The organism is Parachlamydia sp. (genome assembly GCF_050255895.1).
In the GTDB taxonomy this organism is placed as follows: domain Bacteria; phylum Chlamydiota; class Chlamydiia; order Chlamydiales; family Parachlamydiaceae; genus Parachlamydia; species Parachlamydia acanthamoebae.
This window is the reverse complement of the sequence record NZ_JBFWIR010000001.1, coordinates 39,142-58,482: the sequence shown is the minus strand read 5'-3', so window position 1 is coordinate 58,482 and position 19,341 is coordinate 39,142. Positions and strand designations below refer to the sequence as shown.

General features: G+C 40.2%; 17 protein-coding genes. 10 read left to right on the top strand and 7 right to left on the bottom strand.

Annotated elements, in window-relative coordinates; genetic code table 11:
- The first annotated feature begins 592 nt into the window (after window positions 1–592).
- The 4 genes from AB7E63_RS00205 (at window position 593) to AB7E63_RS00190 (ending at window position 3,927) form a co-directional block, all read left to right on the top strand.
- Window positions 593–1,981, top strand: coding sequence for a flavin monoamine oxidase family protein (locus AB7E63_RS00205; RefSeq protein WP_428418383.1), 1,389 nt, complete (start codon window positions 593–595; stop codon window positions 1,979–1,981).
- A 324-nt stretch (window positions 1,982–2,305) separates the two neighbouring features.
- On the top strand, window positions 2,306–3,124 hold the full coding sequence (locus tag AB7E63_RS00200) for a class I SAM-dependent methyltransferase (RefSeq protein WP_284452792.1): 819 nt from the start codon (window positions 2,306–2,308) through the stop codon (window positions 3,122–3,124).
- Window positions 3,125–3,321: 197 nt separating this feature from the next.
- Entirely contained in the window at window positions 3,322–3,468 is a 147-nt protein-coding gene (locus AB7E63_RS00195; RefSeq protein ID WP_186003464.1) for a hypothetical protein, read from the top strand.
- Between the two features lie 84 nt (window positions 3,469–3,552).
- Window positions 3,553–3,927: a hypothetical protein gene (locus AB7E63_RS00190; RefSeq protein WP_050784548.1), complete on the top strand. Its 375-nt coding sequence runs from the start codon at window positions 3,553–3,555 to the stop codon at window positions 3,925–3,927.
- Between the two features lie 28 nt (window positions 3,928–3,955).
- Here AB7E63_RS00190 and AB7E63_RS00185 read toward each other — a convergent pair whose 3' ends face one another.
- From AB7E63_RS00185 to AB7E63_RS00155, 7 genes are all read right to left on the bottom strand, one after another.
- Window positions 3,956–5,134 (bottom strand): LL-diaminopimelate aminotransferase, encoded by a 1,179-nt coding sequence (locus AB7E63_RS00185; protein ID WP_006340580.1) that lies wholly within the window; start codon window positions 5,132–5,134, stop codon window positions 3,956–3,958.
- Window positions 5,131–6,204, bottom strand: coding sequence for an aspartate-semialdehyde dehydrogenase (asd, locus tag AB7E63_RS00180; RefSeq protein WP_006340579.1), 1,074 nt, complete (start codon window positions 6,202–6,204; stop codon window positions 5,131–5,133). The genes AB7E63_RS00185 and asd overlap by 4 nt, the downstream gene beginning before the upstream one ends.
- 7 nt (window positions 6,205–6,211) lie before the next feature.
- Window positions 6,212–7,105 carry a 4-hydroxy-tetrahydrodipicolinate synthase gene (dapA, locus tag AB7E63_RS00175; protein WP_241208971.1) on the bottom strand — a complete coding sequence of 298 codons (894 nt, stop codon included), beginning with the start codon at window positions 7,103–7,105 and terminating at the stop codon, window positions 6,212–6,214.
- Entirely contained in the window at window positions 7,102–7,791 is a 690-nt protein-coding gene (locus AB7E63_RS00170; RefSeq protein ID WP_006340577.1) for a 4-hydroxy-tetrahydrodipicolinate reductase, read from the bottom strand. The genes dapA and AB7E63_RS00170 overlap by 4 nt, the downstream gene beginning before the upstream one ends.
- Window positions 7,792–7,860: 69 nt before the next feature.
- The gene (locus tag AB7E63_RS00165) at window positions 7,861–8,901 is read right to left on the bottom strand and encodes a polysaccharide biosynthesis/export family protein (protein ID WP_006340576.1); all 1,041 of its coding nucleotides are present in this window, start codon (window positions 8,899–8,901) and stop codon (window positions 7,861–7,863) included.
- Window positions 8,902–8,969: 68 nt separating this feature from the next.
- On the bottom strand, window positions 8,970–10,706 hold the full coding sequence (locus tag AB7E63_RS00160) for a RasGAP domain-containing protein (protein WP_006340575.1): 1,737 nt from the start codon (window positions 10,704–10,706) through the stop codon (window positions 8,970–8,972).
- A gap of 10 nt (window positions 10,707–10,716) precedes the next feature.
- Window positions 10,717–11,778, bottom strand: a complete 1,062-nt coding sequence (locus AB7E63_RS00155; protein ID WP_006340574.1) for a hypothetical protein — start codon at window positions 11,776–11,778, stop codon at window positions 10,717–10,719.
- Between the two features lie 204 nt (window positions 11,779–11,982).
- Here AB7E63_RS00155 and AB7E63_RS00150 point away from each other — a divergent pair, with 204 nt between their 5' ends.
- From AB7E63_RS00150 to gcvPB, 6 genes are read left to right on the top strand one after another with little or no spacing between them, the layout of a single operon-like run.
- Window positions 11,983–14,400: a SurA N-terminal domain-containing protein gene (locus AB7E63_RS00150; protein ID WP_006340573.1), complete on the top strand. Its 2,418-nt coding sequence runs from the start codon at window positions 11,983–11,985 to the stop codon at window positions 14,398–14,400.
- 9 nt (window positions 14,401–14,409) lie between these two features.
- On the top strand, window positions 14,410–15,075 hold the full coding sequence (locus tag AB7E63_RS00145; protein ID WP_006340572.1) for a hypothetical protein: 666 nt from the start codon (window positions 14,410–14,412) through the stop codon (window positions 15,073–15,075).
- Window positions 15,053–16,096: a glycine cleavage system aminomethyltransferase GcvT gene (gcvT, locus tag AB7E63_RS00140; protein ID WP_006340571.1), complete on the top strand. Its 1,044-nt coding sequence runs from the start codon at window positions 15,053–15,055 to the stop codon at window positions 16,094–16,096. Before AB7E63_RS00145 ends, gcvT begins: the two co-directional genes overlap by 23 nt.
- 11 nt (window positions 16,097–16,107) lie before the next feature.
- Window positions 16,108–16,470 carry a glycine cleavage system protein GcvH gene (gene gcvH / locus AB7E63_RS00135; protein ID WP_226987515.1) on the top strand — a complete coding sequence of 121 codons (363 nt, stop codon included), beginning with the start codon at window positions 16,108–16,110 and terminating at the stop codon, window positions 16,468–16,470.
- Window positions 16,471–16,482: 12 nt separating this feature from the next.
- Complete coding sequence (gene gcvPA / locus AB7E63_RS00130) at window positions 16,483–17,820, top strand: aminomethyl-transferring glycine dehydrogenase subunit GcvPA (protein ID WP_006340569.1); 1,338 nt, start codon at window positions 16,483–16,485, stop codon at window positions 17,818–17,820.
- Window positions 17,820–19,274 (top strand): aminomethyl-transferring glycine dehydrogenase subunit GcvPB, encoded by a 1,455-nt coding sequence (gcvPB, locus tag AB7E63_RS00125; protein ID WP_006340568.1) that lies wholly within the window; start codon window positions 17,820–17,822, stop codon window positions 19,272–19,274. Before gcvPA ends, gcvPB begins: the two co-directional genes overlap by 1 nt.
- The last annotated feature ends 67 nt before the right edge of the window (window positions 19,275–19,341 follow it).

Below are 19,341 nucleotides of genomic sequence, written 5' to 3'. Positions count from 1 at the left end.
TTGCTTTAATTATGAGAGGCTTTCATAAAGAGTCCAAGAAATCCATCAAGTTTTTATCGTCGCGCCTATGCTTTTTTGTTTTTTTACTTCACGGCATGCCAATATCTTGGCCTTCATCTCAAGATCCTCCTCAACATAGATATGCGTTGTATTAATAGAGACATGTCCAAGCCAAGCACGAAGAGTATTGATGTCTGCGCCAAGTTGCTGTTGTATGTCTTATGGTAGGACTGACACGATTTTTGTCTAGCGAGGGAAATTCAGGGAGCAATTGATGGGATCTTTACGTCGGTGACGTTATTCTATGGTATTTTTATGACGCCAAAAAGTGCTATAAAGATGGAATAACTTTCTTTCTTCTATGAGTAAGAAACAAATTCCATTTGAAGATATTGTATTGGAGCTTTCGCAGTTGACCGACAAATTTTTGACGAGTAGATCAATGCAAAAGTCGGAATCTGTGAATAAACCCTGATAGCACGATGTATAGCGCTTGAGAACAATCAAATCCTTTGATACAACTGGATAATTTCTTGCCTATCATAATAGATTGAAGGAAGTTCTGATGTTTTTTTCAAGGATACTTTGCTTAATGGCCATCACTTTTACAACGACCTCTATTTTTGCAGAAAGTAAACCAAAGGTTGCTGTTATCGGAGCAGGGCTAGCCGGATTGACAGCAGCCTATCGACTACAGCAGAAGGGCATGGATGTAGATGTATATGAAGCGCGCGATCGAGTTGGTGGAAGGATCCTCACTGTAAAAATAGGCGATAAAATTGCTGAATTAGGAGGTCAAAGCATCATCGATGATGGCGAATCCTCCAATATCCTTTGTTTAATTGAAGAATTAGGCCTCGAGCTGGTCAAAAATAAAGCTAACCGTAACCATTCCTATTTTAATGGAAAAGAGCTGATTCCCGTATACCAACTTTTAAGCAAATCATTTAATCCAGAGAATCTCAAAACTCAACTAGACGATCTTTCCCAAACATCTAAGAATATGCGTGAGGTATTAAATGGAATTCTGGATGAAGAAGATCCTCTTTATAAGGCTTTGGCGGTAAGGTTAGCCAGCTATGAAGGTGCTCCTATTGAACAACTTTCGCCTCTTTATACGGAAACATTGTATGATATGCTTCTTGCTATAGTGTCAGCTAGTAAGAAAGAAAATGGAGAAGAAGATGATTTTACTAATCTTTTGAGCATTAAAGGAGGAAATGCCTTACTACCGGAAAAACTGGCTCAAATGCTTATAGGAAAACTTCATCTGAATCAAGTACTCAAAAAGGTTTCAAAAGAAGTAAATGATACATTTGTTCTTACATTTCAAAATGGTCAACAGATAACTGCGGATATCCTTGTATTAGCCATTCCTTGTTCTGTTTATGAAGACATTAATTTTGAAGAAAATGTTCTTCCATCAAAAAGGCTTGAGGACATAAAAAATGTGCAGTATGGCACAAACGCAAAAATCATGATTCCTTTTTCCAAGGCATTTTCAAAGAGAATCCGATTTAACAATGGGCAGGTGGGATGTCATTTTGATGTGAATTGTAATATTTTAACGCTACATTACATGGGCCAAGCAAGTCAATTTTCCACAGATACGATCCAAGATACTTATAAACAAGATTGGTCCATGCTCAAAACTGTTTTTGGGGATATATGCCCTCCTTTTATTTCCCCAGTGCTTGCAACAGATCACGTGTTTATCACGTATGAGGCTCCGGTTGGTTATAGTTGGCCAAACGACCCTTTTGCAAAAGGTTCTTATTCCTGCATTGGCCCGGGTCAAGAAAAGACATTGACTGCCATTAACGAGGAGCTCGGAGAGCAAGTTAAAAAGCTTTTTGCTCCAATTAACGAAAGGCTCTATTTTGTTGGCGAGCATGCTTCCATTTTAATAGAAGCACCAGGAACAATGGAAGCTGCTTGTGAATCAGGAGAAAGAGTTGCTCGTATGATTAATCAAAAATGATTTTATTCGTTATAAATTCACTTGAACATTATTCCTGGTTGCCCCAATAAAAAATTTTTCCTCGTAATGTTCGTTTTCTTTGTAACATTTGAACTCTTTGCAATTAGGGGGGGGCAAATCTCCTTTGAAATGAGATTCCTCGGATGAATTTAGTCGATTTTTTACTCATCTTCGATGTCGCCACAAAAAAACGACTTGCAACAATTATGACAGTCATTATCCTTGTATCATCGGTTCAGCATCAATTAGTAAATTTTAAATAATCATCTTAAATTGTATTGCAAAATACAACGTAGATACATAATTAGATTTAAAGGAAATATCATGAATATCCATTTTGTTCCAAATAATCCAGAAGCTATAAGTCTATTTCGTCAAATAGTTCTAGAGCCAAATGATGAAAAACCAATCGTTGAGATGAACGACGAAACTGCCCGGGATATGAATATCATATGGGCTTCTATAGATGCTTTAGCAGTTCGATGGCGAGGGGAAAAAGATTCTCGTGTTCCTGGGATGCCAAGCAATCGAAAGGAATTCTGGGGTGCTTTTGCACAGGGTCACGAGCCACAAATTTTACCTGTTGCACAAGAATTTATCGATAGCACATCTGGTCAAGGTAAGTTAGCGATTGATCTTGGGTGTGGTAAAGGGGGTGCAACCAATTATTTGTTACAGAAAGGATGGAGAGTTATTGCGGTTGACTATTCGAGATCTGCATTAAAGGCTCTTGAATTGCAAAATAGCAAGGAAGTTAAATCAGGTCAATTGCGCATCATTGAAGCAGAAGTGGCAGCCTTCGTTCCTTCCGAGCCCGCAGATCTTGTTATTGCAGCAGATGTTCTTCCTTACATCAATCCCTCCAAATTCCACGCAACCTGGACAAAAATTCATGATACCTTTATCAAAGATAATGGTTTTTTTGTTGGAAGCCTTTTCCGTGATACTACAAAATCTGAAGAAGTTCCAGTAATGAACATGTTGAAAGAAATGGGAGCTTGGTTTCTTCACGATAGACGTATGGTAAGGCCTCTTTTAACTCAAGCTGGGTACGAGATAAAAAAATGTATATACCGAATTGATGACCCCACTTCGGAATCAACATGCATTCAATTTATTGCTGAAAAAAAGACAACCGTCTAAATCTGCAAGATGAGGGAAAATAAAGGTAAAAAAACAACACTTTTGTAATCCCTCATTTACGAATGTAAAGCATCGTTTCTTATTCTCAACAACCACCATTCTCAAATCTATGAATGTCTAAGAGTTCCTCTTCTGGAGAGGCTCTTGCGAATCAGGAGAAAGAGTTGTTTGTATGATCTTTAAATGAAAGGGATATAATGCTTATAAGATGTTTGACGAATAAAGGACTAAATCTTCCCGAAAACTTGATCGGAAAGTTGACAGGATTTTCCAAAGAGGCCGAATTTCATTTAACCATCGGTAAAATATATGTTGTTTATGCCATGGTCATCGAACAAGGTTAGATTTGGTATTTTATTTGTGAATATCATGGTCGCGATTATCCTTTTTGGTACCCTTCTCCGCTATTTGAGGTGATCGATGGAAGAATGTCAAAATATTGGATGTATGCTTGTTTAGAGACATATCTTCGAAAAGATTATTTTACCTTATGGGCATTTCCAGAATGGATAAATGATCCTTATTATTATGGACAGCTTGTTGAGGGGGATGTTCCATATGTCGAAAATTTTGCCAGATACAGAATGTTAATGGACAAAGAGTTTCCACACCCTTCCATAGAGCCTGTCGCTGATATTGGAGATGAAAACTGGTTGATTTGTCCTGCATGCATTGATGCATGGGAGTCTTCCTCTCTTGTCGATGCCTTGACGACATGTCCCGGATGCAAAACGATTTATAACAATCCTCGCTATTACAACGATGATTCATTTAAATCCAAAATTGTTATTTGCAATGAGTGAATGAAGGATTGAATACATATATGTTCATTCAAAAGAGTTTTTGTAAACGTTGAATAGCTTCTAACACATTTTCGCGATGACCAAAAGCGCTCAGACGTACAAATCCTTCTCCGGCTGGTCCAAAACCAGATCCTGGAGTTGTCACAATTTGGACATTCTCAAGCAACATTTGAAAAACATCCCATGACTTTTGACCTGGAAAGCGAATCCACACATAAGGAGCATTTGTTCCCCCATAAATTTCAAGGGGAAAAAGTTTGAGGCCTTCTACAATTAGACGGGCATTTTCAAGGTAGAATTGGGTTAATTGTTGCATTTCATCAAAACCTTGCGTGGATAATGCCGCGATTCCTCCCTGTTGGGCAATATTGGAAGCACCATTAAAAATGGTCGTGAAGAGACGCGTCCAGTCCCTAATTACAGGTGTGCCATCTTCAAATAACAGTTTTTCTGGAACAACCGTCCAGCCTAATCGAACTCCTGTAAATCCTGCAATTTTGGAGAAAGATCCCATTTCAATCGCGACTTCGTGAGCGCCTTCAATTTCGTAAATTGAGCGGGGAAGGGTCGGATCTTGAATGTAATGTGCATAGGCAGAATCAAAGATAATGATCGATTGATGGATTTTTGCAAATTGCACGAGTTTTTTTAGCTGATCGTGCGTTGCAACGGCACCCGTTGGATTATTGGGTGAGCAAAAATAAATCAAGTTGACGGGTGGCGTGGTTTTCAATGTGGGAAAAAAATGATTCTCTGGTGTACATGGCATATAGCGAATCTGTTTTACACCATGCATAAGGCTTCCATCTACATAGACTGGGTAGGCGGGGTCTTGAACCGCAATGGAAACATCTCCTCCAAAAAGAGCTTGCAAACGTCCAATATCACATTTGGCTCCATCTGAAATAAAAACTTCCTGCGGAGAGACTCGATTGTGGTAGATGTTCTCTGCGATTTTTTCTCTTAATAAACTTTGCCCTTGTTCTTGCCCATAGCCTGTATATCCTTCCTTGGTCCCTAGACGAGCCGCTCCATCCACTAAGCCATGTGTAATGGTAGAGGGAATGGGCTCGGTTGTATCTCCAATGCCAAGACTGATTAATTTGGCAGTTGGATGTTGTGCCAGGTACTGCAACTTCCGTTGGTTGATTTCTGGAAAAAGGTAGGTAGGTTTTAGCGCGCTGAAATGGGGGTTACGTTTTGTCATGTGAGATATCTTTGGGTAAAAAGTAGTTCAGCATTCAGAATTCCTCCTCCAGCAGCTCCTCTTAAGGTATTGTGAGAAAGCGCGACAAAGCGGAAGTCTAATAGATTGCATGGGCGTAGGCGTCCGACTGTGATGGCCATTCCTTTCCCGGCATCTCGGTCTAGGCGGGGTTGCGGGCGGTTTAACTCCTCTCGGTAGAGGATTGTTTTTTCTGGGGCTGAAGGAAGTTCTAGTGTTTGTGTTATGGGTGTATAGGCATTCCAAATGGAGAGGATTTCTTCTCGCGATGGAGGGGTGGCAAATTCCACCGAGACGCAAGCGAGATGCCCATCCAAGACAGGAACACGATTGCAATGGGCTGAAATACGGACATCAGGCGTGGGAATAATTTCATTATCCACAATGCTTCCAAATATTTTAAGAGGTTCATTTTCTGTTTTTTCCTCTTCTTTAGCAATGTAGGGGACAACATTTTCATAAATATCCCACGAAGGAACCCCTGGATAGCCAGCCCCACTCACTGCTTGCATGGTGGTCACTAAGATTTTTTTTAGCTGAAATTTTTCGTGTAAAGCTGCCAAGGGGATCATGTAGCTTTGAATTGAGCAATTGGGTTTGGTGACAATAAACCCTTTTTCCCATCCCCGTTTTTGTTGTTGGGAAGGGAGAATCGAGAGGTGAGAGGCATTAATCTCAGGAATCAATACCGGCACGTCGGGAGTTTGTCGATGGTAGCCTGCATTGGATACAACAGGGAGACCTGCAGCGGCATATTGCTCTTCATATTCTTTGGCTACATCGGTATCGATAGCCGAAAAAACAAACTGACATTTCTCTAAAGCTTTAGAAATTTGATCAATAGAATACACATATAGCTGACTTTCTCTTTTAGGAATAGGTGTGGGCATGTGCCATCTGCGTTCAACAGCAGCTTCATAGGTTTTCCCCGCGGAGTGTGGGGATGCACACAGAAATGTGACTTCAAACCAGGGATGATTCTCCAATAAGCGCAAATAATTTTGTCCTACCATGCCAGTAGCACCTAAAATTCCAACAGGGATTTTTTCCATAGTGGTCCTAATGTTTGATTAAGCGCATTTCTTGTAACAATTGAAGGAGCTTGGCTTTATTTTCAGGTAAAAGATCGCAAAGAGGAAGTCGACAGCTCCCGGCGGGTTTTCCACACATTTGCATGGCCGTTTTAATTGGAGCGGGATTGACTTCAACAAAAGCCATTTTAAATAGGGAGAGAAGTTCATAATGGCTTTTTTGTGCTAAATCAAATTGTCCTTCCAAAGCGTAGTTAACGAGGTGGCTCACTTGTGTGGGAACTAGATTGCTAATCACCGAAATGATTCCCTGCGCACCTAAAGAAATCATGGGGAGAGTTAAGGCATCATCTCCGCAAAAAACGGTGAAATTGGGATTGATACGACTGATCTGATGAATGGTATCGCTGGTTTGCAGCAAATTTCCAGTTGCATCTTTAATCCCGGCAACATGAGGTAGAGTTGCAATTCTTTGTAGGGTTGCGATTTCAATATTAACGCCTGCTCGGCCAGGAATATTATAAACATAAATGGGTAATGAAACTTGCTGTGACAAAGCTTCAAAGTGCTTAAAAATGCCTTCTTGCGATGGTTTATTGTAGTAGGGAGTGACAACTAAAAGAGAATCCGCGCCCAAATCCTGTGCTTTTTTGGCTTTTTCGATTGTTTGATGGGTGCTATTACAACCCACTCCTACCATAACAGGAATTTTGTTTTGCGTTTCCCGTACGGCAATTTTGATAATTTGTGTTTGTTCTTCAGGAGATAACGTGGGAGATTCTCCTGTTGTTCCTAAAACAAGAATCCCATTGACGCCAGATGCGATTTGAAATTGGATATTTTTGGATAATCCTTGCTCATCCAAATCGTATTGCGCAGTAAAAGGGGTGATAAGCGCTGTGATCGTTCCTTTTAAAGTCATGAAAATCTCTCTAGATTGAGGCATTGTTCGAAAGTGAAAATTCCTTTTTTATCCACGACCCATTCTGCCGCTCGAATAGCTCCTGCTGCAAATCCTTCTCGATTTCGGGCTTCATGCGTGAAGGAGATGGTGTCCGCAAATGTGTCAAAAAGGATGGTATGTGTTCCTGGAAATGTCCCACATCGCACACTAGAAAAGGCGAGAGGAGGGGTAGATTTCAGTTCCTCATTTAGTACTTGAGCAAGCTTTTGAGCAGTCCCAGAAGGGCTATCTAATTTTTGGCTATGATGGTATTCAATGCCTGCGGCCGAATATTCAGGAAAAGGGGCCATTAGTTGGGCTGCATAGCGCATCATTTTTAAAAAAAGTTGAATACCTAAGGAAAAGTTGGGACTATAAAGAACCCCCACTTGATACTTATCAACCAAGCTTTTCAATTGATCAAATTGATCATACCACCCCGTTGTCCCAATCACAGTAGGAATTCCATGATTGCAAATTTTTTCAAGGTTTTCGAGGACAGCATCGGGTTTTGAAAATTCAATGCACACATCTGCTTTGTGAATACTTTTCCAGCCTTCGCAGTTTTCAGAAGAAACGCGAGAAACGATTTGATGCTCCTTCTGTATCGCAAGCTTCTCAAGCATTTTTCCCATTTTCCCATAGCCAACCAATGCTATTTTCATGACTGTACTCTCCGTTACTTTCTCACATCATTTCACGTTTTTGCTTAAAATTCAACTCGCCCAAAGGCCTTATTTCGATATTTGGTTAATCAGTTCAACGGCTGGAATTAGGCGGATGGTCCCTTCCAATTCACGCATAAATAACGCCCATTCAGTAATGGCTTTGCGAGAAACAAAAACTACATCTCCGGGGATGAGCAGTAAGTTTTTATTAGGTTCGTGGACCACAAAATCCCAGGTAAACGTGTAAATTCTAGGGCAAGAAATATTTCCTCTAATCACCTGGATGTGATTCTTATTCCCCGTGAATCGAATGCCGCGTGCAAGCGCAAGGGCTTCTTTTAATGAAATGGATCCCGAGAGCAAAGGAATACGTTTAGGTGCATGGACATCTCCAAGTACCATAGCAACATGATCTGTCGGACTCGCAATAAAAATTTTATCGCCGCCTTTCATGACAATATTTTGGTTCATGTCTCCCATTTTTAGAAGGCGGGATAAATCTAACTTAAGAGGGAGATTATCTCTTAAAACGTAGCTTGCAAATAAATTTGCCGTGGGAGGAATAAAGGCTTTTGTTAGAACTTCATATAATCTCAGCTGGCCATCAGCTGCAATCGGAGGGGGGGATACTAATCCGGTGATGATGATCTTATTGGATTCCTTTGCCTTGAACGAAAGGTAAATCTCAATGTCTTTGATTTGTTCATTAAAGCGGGCTTTAATTTCCTGACGAGCTTGTGGAAGCGTCAAACCTCGCACATCCACAGCATTTAATTCCGGTAAAGTAATTTTGCCATTTACAACTCGAAATCCACCTGTACGAGCGTTAATCAGTTGCACAGCCGCCATGAGATCGCGGCGAGAGGGATGGTAAAGTGTGATATTTAATACATCATCTTCACAAATGACGGGATAATAAGGCGTAAAGGCATCTTCAGGAAGCTCTGCATAATAGTGGCCCTGAAGCTCTTCAATGGCAAACTTTCCTTCTTCTTGAATTCTTTGAGAATCTAGAACAAATTCGCATGCACCCAAAAGCGTATACGGATTCGCCTGGGCAGATGAGTGTAATAAAAAAAGTAGGATGACGAGTAACTTTTGCATCATTTTCCGTTCGAAAGAAGAATAAGCTACGCACTATAGCATTCTCCGAACTTTGTCGCAAATCAAGACATTTACTGTGTAAGTCCTTGGAACATCTGATTTCTTAGCTGTGTGGTGTCTTCAAAGAAAGGGTTCATGAAGGCATAATTGGAAGAAGCTTCAAATTTTTCTCCGAGAGCAAATTTGGTTAAAATTTTAGCGATTTCAATGGCGTTGGGGGCTTGCTTATCAATTAATACAAAACTGTCGTCAAATTGCTGAGGATTGACGAGCATCGCATTTTGCATTTTAATTAAATATAGGCCCAGGACAGCTATTTTTCCATTTTCATGGTTTGCAGAAGGAAATTTTCTATCTATTTCATTCTGTAAGTGTTGGTAGACCTTTTTCATCGCAGGTGTTGGAGGGTTAGTTTCTAGATGATGGGTGATATCCTTTAAAATTGTTTGATGGATATTTAAAAAGTTTTCAGGGTTGGGGACTATAATTTCTTTGGTTTCTAGATTAGAATGAGTGAGTTCAAAATTATTAGGAATATGTCCCCAAATGTAGTTTAAAGATTTTTCGTTTTCTTTGCGCTGGAGCATGCTGACAAATTTCATTGCAACATTATCTTTAACGAGAAATGTTTGAAGAGAATCTAGCGTTTTAACTTCATTTGTTATCAGGTGACTGGCGATGTCAGCTAAATCGTTATCTGAGAGGGCTCCACTGTTAATCATCATTTCAGCCATGGAAACACTAACAGAGGATGGAAGGGCTAAAAGAATTTGGCTAATCCCTCTTGGAGGATGCTCTAAAGTCATTTCAAAAAGTGTATTTTGTTGTTTTTCATTTAGATTTTGAACAAACTGAGAAATCCCTTTGGCAGTTTCAGGAGACTCATCGATTCTAGAGCTTAACACTTGGACTGTATGTAAAGCTGCTTCTGGATTTTCTTCCCATACTTCTTTTAACATCGAGGTCAAGTGATTGGCAGGAACGTTTAATAACAAATTTTGATTTTTCACTAAGCTCTCGGTATCCGCATGACAGAGATTAATAATGGAATCTCGAATTGTGTGACTAACAAGGTCTCTTTGACTTGTCGTTGGATTGGTCATTTTTTCGGTATAATTAGGCGTTAGCAAGCTATTTAAAACACTTTTATAAAAAGGTAGTGGAGTACTATTAAGCAGTTGAAATACGTCATCTTGACGAGAGGATTTCGTTTGTTGGATTAAAAAATCGCGCATTTTAACGCCCGTATCTGGAGATAATTTTGCAAAAAACTTCGATTGATATTCAGGAGGAAGGGAGAGAAGCAAATCAAGTGTTTTGGGATTTTTTTCATCCGCTAATGTACGCAGGGTGTCAAGAATGCTCTTATCGGCAGAGGAGATATATAGTTTGATGATACCCTGTTCATGAGCGGTGAGTTCATTGAACGGTTTCGACTGGTTCTCATTTAAAATCTGTGTGACCTCTTGCTTAAGTTCATCTTTTGTTTTGATGAGTTCATATGACGATTCAAAATGTTGTTTGATTTGGGAAAAAAATGATTGAAAAGCCGTCATGGTTTTTTTGACTGTTTGATTTTCTAAAGTCTCTTTCGTTGGTTCTGAAACCGCAAAACGAACTTTCCTTGTAGGGGCTTGGGTTTCCATCTTGGGTGTTTGATCTTGAATTTTCTTTTCTACTGGCACTGTTTTTTGTCCGAGGACATTTGAAATTTGATGTCCTAAAGCAGTCGTTGATTGTTTAACGTAATCAGCAGCTTTGTTTAAAGCATAGGCAACTTGCGCGAAACCTTTGATTGGATCTGGCATATCAAATTCCTCACTTTCTATATTCTTGTTTACTTGCTTCAACAGCTTCTTGATGTGCTTTTACTTCTTGAAGAAAACGCTTGGGTATTTGACCTTTTAAATTTTCATGCACCGAGGGAGGTGCAATAGCCAGGAGTGCACTGGCTGTAGCAGAGTCTTTTTTCTCATAAGATTCTAAGATCGCGTCCTCAATGACAACTTGGACTAGCAGATCATGGGCGATACTTTCTAAGAAAGCGTGTATTTCATTTTCGGTCTCTGCAGGAATTTGAGGATGCGTATTCAGTTTGCTCAATGCTTTAAAGGCTTTGGTATTATCCTCAACCCAAAGAGAGGTAAAAAAAGCGTCTAGCTTTTCCTTGGGGATATTGAATAGAAGGTTGGTATGTTCGGGGATGCTTTTCTCGTTTTGACAGATTTTGATGAGTTCTTGGCTAACCGTTTTATTGGGTTCGTCTATTAAAGGTCCCATCAATTTTTGCAATTCAGGGGAGTGAGAAGCATTAAGCAAAAGCAAGACTTCTTTGGGATTGGTTTTTACAAATTCCAGAAGATAAGCGTTTAATTTTTTTTCAGAGGATTTTGATTTAAAAAAGGTGTCGATTAAGGTATCCCGTCGATCGATAGGAAGTGATTGGAGAAAAGTGAGAGGTAAAGGGCTATTTTTCCCCATCAAAGGAAGTAATGTTTTGACTAATTTCTCGGGGTTTTGGGGATCTTCAGAGAAAGAAATATCTAAGATATCTTTTTCCGTTTCAGAGGAGAGGGGAGTTTTCTTTTGAATAGTTGAAGCAGGCTGCTTTGTTTCGGAAGATTTTCCGATGAGATTTTTGAAAAAAACAAAGGCTCTTGTCTTTGTTTTGTTCACCTCTTCTTTGGAAGTGGCATTTGAAGCAACATGTTTTTTGTATGTTTTTTCTACTGTTTCACTAGGGACTTTAACGTCAGTTTTTTTGTCTTTACCTAAAAAACCGAGTGAAACAGAGTGGCTACCTAATTTAAGCTTTTTTGAAATAGAAATACTTCCGAGAGAAGAAGCAATTTGGGATAATCTATGAATAGGAGAGACCATATAATAAACTCTCTATTAATAGTTTCTATTAATACTATTATTATACCAAATAGATAATTTAATGTGGGTAGATGCTAATATTTTATGTTTTTTTAATCTTAACAGTAAGCTCCCCTAGAAAAAAGTTTGTGGTTATCCTCCGATTTTGCTACGATTTCCTCTTTATTAAGAGTGAGCCAATTTGTAAGCGAGGACTTGAACCTTATGCTCCATTTTTTTCGTACTTATGAACGATATCTTTATATCGTAATCACGTTTGTTATTGTTATAACATTCTCTTTTTTTGGTACTTACAACGAGATCCTTTCTTCCGGTGGAACAGATGAAACAGCATTTTATACGGTAGATGGTTCAAAAGTAAGTCGAACTGATGTTCAAAATATTGTCCATTTTATTTCGACAGATTCTGAAGACAAGCTTTCATTTGGGGGTATGTGGGGTCCTAATTTTTTGAATGATGGGGTCATAAAAAAAGATTTTCTTCAAACAGGATTAGCAGAAATTTTAATTCTGCATTATCAGAATGACTTGAAAGAGGAGCTTCAAAAAAAGCTCGAAAAAGAAAAACGTTTTTCTCTCTACACGCATCCGCAAGCGAAGTTTGTCGGTGTTGAATCTGTTTGGAACTATTTGGCTCCAGGGATGAAAACCAATTTTGATACCCTACGCTTTTCTGACAAAGCTGTTGATCCTCAAACCCTTGCGTCAAGAGTTCAACTTTTCTTGGGTGAGCGTCAGCTACCTCCTGCATTGATAAGCAATGTTTTACGCTATCAAGAAAGACAGTATGACTGGATATCACCTGACCCTAATTTAGAACGGATGGATCTTTCTTTGTTTGGTTATCACACAATTGAAGATTGGTTTGGTTCTCGCTTTGTCCATTTAGTAGCCCAATTTATTGCCAATTCAGCCAAAATTGCTGAGCAAAAAGGTTATGTGGTCACAAAAGGGGAAGCATTGGCGGATCTAATTCGTCACAGCGAAAAAAGTTTCCAAGAAAACCAGGCTAGTCCTTATCTCGGCTTAGCAAGTAGTCGCGAGTATTTTAATGAGCAATTGCGTCGTATGGGAATGGATCAAACAAAAGCTGTCCAAATCTGGAGACAGGTGTTGCTTTTTAGACGTCTTTTCCATGATATGGGCAATTCGGTTTTCATTGATCCTTTAACAATTGGTCAAATCCAACAATTTGGAAACGAAACAATTGCAGGGGATGTGTACCGTTTGCCATCTGCTTTGCGTTTCTCTGATTGGCGTTCTTTGCAAAAATTTGAGATTTACCTCGATGCGATTGCAAAAAGAGGTGTATCAGCAAAAGATCTGCTAAACTTGCCTACACAACTGCGTTCTGTCGATCAGGTGGCGAAACTTACACCAGAGCTCGTAGAGAAAAAGTATACGCTTGAGGTAGCTGAAGTAGACAAAAAAGCCTTACAATCGCTGTTTAGCATTAAAGAAACATGGCATTGGGAAGTGCAAGATGCAAATTGGGCAAAGCTTGCAAAACAATTTCCTGAGCTAGCCTCTCATAAGGCTGAGACTCAAGACTCCCGTTTTGCTGTATTGGATGGGCTCGATCAAAAAATGCGTACAAAAGTTGATGCTTATGCACGTGGTCAGATGCTTGAAGAAAATCCAGCTAAGTTGTCAAAAGCTTTAGATGAAGCAAAATCGAAAGAAATTGTCTTAGGTTTACGCAAAAAAGGGGGATCAAGCCTGATTAAAGGCCTTAAAGATTCTCAAGAATTGATGAGCTTATTAGACAAAGCTCCTCTAAAAGGGCAGAGTGCGAGTGCTTCTCAAGAAATCGAAGCTGTGGAAACGTTAAAACACTTTACAGTGAATGGAAACAATTATTACAGAATCGAAGTGTTGCAAAAAGCGCCGACTGAAACTGTCATGACTTTCCAGGAGGCGAATCAACAGGGGGTTTTAGATGATCTGCTTAACAAGACTTTGGAAAATTATTACACCAAAATTCGCACTGACAGAGAGGAAGAATTCCAGAATGAAGATAAAACCTGGAAAGACTTCCAAGTGGTTCAAGGAAAAGTTGCAGAGTCCTATTTTACACCTTTGTTAACAGCCATTAATGCGGATTACCAAAAGAATAAGCCCCAGGACAGCAGCCAGTTGATTCAAACCTTAACACCTGAATTGAGTGCTCCTTTACGTTTTTATGCCTATAGCCGAGAAGCTAGACAGGCGCTTCAAAAATCTCCTGAAAAGAGTGTTGAATTGATTGCCGAGGCATCCTCTCAGAACGGAGATCTGAAAGACCAATGGAAACTTGTAAAAGAACCTTACTCAATCGGTCATAATCAGGATTCTACTCTTGTTGCGAAAGAAAAAGCGCACAAAATGAATGAAGGGGAGTGGTCTCCGATCCTTCCGCTTCCGAATGGAGATGTGCATTTCTTCACGGTGCTGAAAAAAGGAGTACGAGAAGAAAACCTTCAGCTTGAAGAGCAAATGAGTATGGCGCATCGGTTACTATCAGATGATGCACAACAAAAATTAATGGAGCGTGTGTTAAAAGAAATTTCAGATAAACAAGCGATTTCGTTAGATTATCTGACACGTTCTTATGAAGAAGTTGCGCCTGAGGAAACAAAATAAGGAGGGAAAATGGATGACTTTATTCCTGTAAGCCCCCTTAATTTTTTTCAGATCCAGGTAGACTGCTACCGATGTGAAATGGAGAGAAAGCACCCCTTTCTCTCCAAGCCTATTCCAGAGAAGTTTTTTCTGCCTGATACATCAAGCTTATCCACGGAAGATACCTTTGCCAAAGTTGCTTTAGGTTGGCATCCGGATGGAATGGCTTGTACGGTTGTTGTACAAGAGCCTTTTACCGAGGCTGATTATCCCAATATTCAACATGGCGATAGTATCGAGCTTTTCTTAGATACACGCGATATGAAAAATGCGGGTTTTAACACCCGTTTCTGCCATCATTTTTTCTTTTTGCCCAAAAGTGTCGACGAAGTCTCTTGTGGAGAAATCACCCGTTTTCGAACAGAAGATGCACATGAATTATGTGACTCTAATGAATTGAAAATGAAGGCCGATTTTACATCTAAAGACTACACCATCTATATTTTTATTCCCCGACAATGTTTATATGGGTATGATCCAGAACAGTTTGATCGGCTTGGTTTCACTTATCGGATTAACCGCCCTAAAAGGCCATCTCAGCATTTTTCCGTGCTTTCAGATGAATATCAAATCGATCAACAGCCCGCTTTATGGGGTAGCTTAAGGTTGATCAATGCAAAAAACAGCTCTAAATAGTCAGCACCATGCTTTAGGTGCAAAAATGGTGGAATTTAGTGGGTGGGAGATGCCTCTATCCTACCAAGGAATCTTGGCAGAACATCTAGCCGTTAGAAACACTGTGGGTATTTTTGATCTTTCACACATGGGAAGAATCGATGTGGAAGGAGCGGATGCCGAGCAATTATTAGAAAGTCTTTCTACTAATATCATTAGTGGAAAAATGAATGGATCAGCTACCTACACTGTCTGGATAAACGCGGAGGGTGGTAGTGTGGATGATTTGATTGTTTATCGCCAAAGCCCTACCCAATTTTTCGTGATCGTAAATGCGTCTAATCGGGATAAAGATTTAAAATTTCTCGAAGATCACGCCCAAAAATTACGAGTTGAGATTACCCCTCGTTACAATGACGGAATTTTAGCCATTCAAGGTCCTCAAGCACCTAGCATGGTGAGCCATCTCTTTCCTTCCGCTTCTGTCATTAAACCTATGCATTTTGAAGAACTTATTTATGATGGGGAGCAGCTGATTTTGTCGGCGACTGGTTACACAGGTTCAGGGGGATTTGAAATTTTAGCTTCTGAAAAAATCATCAAGCAGCTCTGGCATTACTTTGTCGATCAAGAAAAAATCCCTCCCATTGGTCTCGGAGCGCGCGATACGTTGAGATTAGAAATGGGGTATGCATTATATGGACATGAACTCAGTGACACCATTTCCCCCCCAGAAAGTGTGTCTGCATGGACAGTAAAAAAGGCTTTGCCTGTATTAGAAAAGCGAGCGACTAAGCGTTATGCCTATGGAGTGGTCTTGTTGGAAAAAGGGATCGCACGTGAAGGCAACGAGGTTTTATCCGCGGGCGAAGAGATTGGATATGTGACTTCGGGAACATACTCTCCCAGTTTACAAAAAGCTGTAGCACTAATCTTAGTAAATAAAAAATTGACCGCAGGCAGTTTGGTGGAAGTTCAAATACGCTCTCAAGCATGCCCTGCTCAGGTCGTAAAACTACCTTTTGTCAAGATCGAAAAATGAAAGGAAAAGTCATGAAAAGATATACAGAATCGCATGAATGGATTGAAATCGAAGGACCCATAGGAACGGTTGGTGTGACTGATTACGCGCAAAAAGAGTTAGGAGACATTGTGTATGTCGAGCTCCCACAGGTGGGTAAAAAAGTCTCTAAGGGTGGCGAAGCAGCTGTGCTTGAATCGACAAAAGCAGCGGCAGATGTCTATTCACCTGTTTCAGGAACTATTTTAGAGGTGAATGATGAACTTTCCACAGAAGCCCAGAAAGTGAATGAGTCCCCAGAAAAAGGGGGATGGCTTTTTAAAGTGCAATTGGATAGCCCAGAAGAAATTTCGACACTCATGACTTGGGAAGATTATCAGAAATCATTTGGTTAATAGGAGCTGCAAGTGGACTTCATTTCCAATCAAGAGCCTCAAATTCAGGAAATGCTTAAGGATTTAGGCATACGGAATATGGAAAATTTATTTCAGGATATTCCAGAAGAGCTTAGGCTTGCGCGTCCAACCATCGATGATGGAATGTCTGAATATGAAGGCGCTAAATGGGTGGAGTCCCTTGCTTCTCAAAACACCTATCCTTCCTTTGAAAATTATTTAGGTGCAGGCGCCTATGAACACTATGTGCCAGCAATTGTTTCTGCTATATGTGGCAAATCCGAATTTTTAACTTCCTATACTCCCTATCAAGCCGAAGCTTCGCAAGGAATGCTTCAAGCCATTTTTGAGTTTCAATCGGTCATTTGTGCTCTAACAGGTATGGATGTTTCGAATGCCTCGGTTTATGATGGAGCGTCTGCATGTGCGGAAGCGGTTTTAATGGCTATGCGCTGTCAAAAAGAACGTTCCAAAATTCTATTAGGATTTTCTTTGCATCCTCATTACCGAGCGGTCATTAAGCAATATGTGCATGGGCATGACGTTCAGATCCTAGAGATCCCTTTTCTTCCCTCGGGGGAAATAGACCCAGACAAATTACATGAAATGCTGGATGAACAAGTCGCAGCTGTTTTAATCCAATCACCCAATTTTTTTGGCGTTGTGGAAAACATGCAGAAGATTGTTCCTCAAGCTAAAAAAGTAGGGGCTTTAGTGATCCAGTGTGCCAATCCACTGGCTTATGGTCTCTTTGCATCGGCTGGTGAAAATGGGGTGGATATTGCTGTTGGGGATAGTCAGCCTTTTGGCTTGTCATTGAATTTCGGCGGGCCTTACGCGGGTTATATGGCTTGTCATCAATCTTTGGTGCGACAATTACCTGGAAGAATCGTGGGAGAAACTGTGGATACAGGAGGGAAGAGGGGATTTGTCCTTACTCTCCAAGCACGAGAACAGCATATTCGACGTGAAAAAGCCACATCAAATATTTGTACAAACCAAGCTCTGGCAGCACTTGGAAGTTTAATTGCCATGTTATGGTATGGAAAAGAAGGCATTCCTCAGCTCGCACTGACAAATTTTCAACGCACTTCCTATTTAAAAAAGCATTTAGAAAATATTGAAGGTGTGGAAACGTTTAATACGCCTTTTTTTAATGAATTCCTTGTCCGATTTCCAGGAAATATGCAGCGCACCCAAACCCTATTTCGAAATGCAAAAATAGAACCCGGTCTCGACATGGGAAAATTTTATCCTGAGATGCAAGGTTGGATGTTAGTCGCCGTGACTGAAACAAAAAGCAAGGCGCAACTTGATCACTATCTCACAATTGCAGGGCGGAGCGTATAATGCAAACCATCTTTGAAAAATCCCAATTCCGACAGCATGCCTATAGTCTTCCCGCTAGCGATTCGGCTTTTAACGCTTTTCATCCGCCTCAACATTTGCTCAGGCAAACACCTTTGTTATTGCCAGAAATTTCAGAACTCGATCTCACGCGCCATTTCTCGCAACTTGCACATCGAAATATGAGCATTGATACAAATTTCTACCCTCTAGGCAGCTGTACAATGAAGCTAAATCCTAGAATTAACGAATGGGCAGCCGCATTGCCTGGTTTTACCCGTTGCCATCCTTTTTCCCCTGACGAGACTGTACAGGGAAATTTGCAGTTAATGGCTGAATTGATTGATCTGCTTTGTGAAATGTGTGGAATGGCTGCTGGAACGCTTGTTTCAAATGCAGGAGCTCAAGGGGAATTTACGGGGATACGGATGATTTCCGCCTACCATGAAAAGCAAGGGGATGACCGGAAGCGAGAGCTACTGATTCCAGATAGTGCTCATGGAACAAATCCGGCTACAGCTGCCATGAATCAATACAAGATCATTTCTATTCGAACGAATGAGAAAGGAGATATGGATCTTGAACAACTCAAGCAGTCTGTCAATCATTCGACAGCGGGACTCATGCTAACAAATCCTAATACGTTGGGATTATTTAGTCCCTCAATTTTGGAAATTTCCAAGATCATTCATCGCAGTGGAGGATTGCTATACTATGATGGAGCCAATTTAAATCCGATTTTGAATGTGGCTCGTCCAGGAGATATGGGTTTTGATGTGATGCATTTGAATTTGCATAAGACTTTTTCTACTCCCCATGGAGGTGGTGGACCAGGATCTGGTCCCGTTCTTTGCGTTAAACGACTTGAGGAATTTCTGCCGGTTCCTCGCATCATTAAAGAGGGCATTGAATATCGTTTGAAATGGCAAGCTGAGAACTCTATTGGGCACATGGCTTCTTTTCAGGGAAATTTTGCTATCAATGTCAGAGCTTACCTATATGCCAAACTGCATGGGCATTTTGGATTGAGAAAAATTGCTGAACAATCGGTATTAAATGCGAATTATCTCAAGGCAAAAATGGAGCCGTTTTTTACCATTCCCTTTTCGCAACCTTGCATGCATGAGTTTGTTATGCAGGCTGACCGATATCTCTCAAAAGAGATCAGAGCTCTTGATATTGCAAAAAGATTGTTAGATTATGGTGTGCATGCCCCTACGATTTATTTTCCTCTTATTATTAAAGAGTGTATGCTGATTGAACCAACTGAAACAGAATCGAAATTAACCTTAGACTATTTTATAGCCTGTATTCAAAAGATCGTTCAAGAAATAGAGTCAGATCCTCAACTTGTAAAAACCGCACCCCATACTCTGTCGGTTTCTCGTCTTGATGAAACTTTAGCTGCTAGAAACCCTATTTTGAAACATCAAACATCTAAAAAGAATAGCGAATAAATAAATAAGTCGATGTTTTTTTCGTACTTGCATTGTTTTTTGGATTTTATTAATGTGACCCATATCC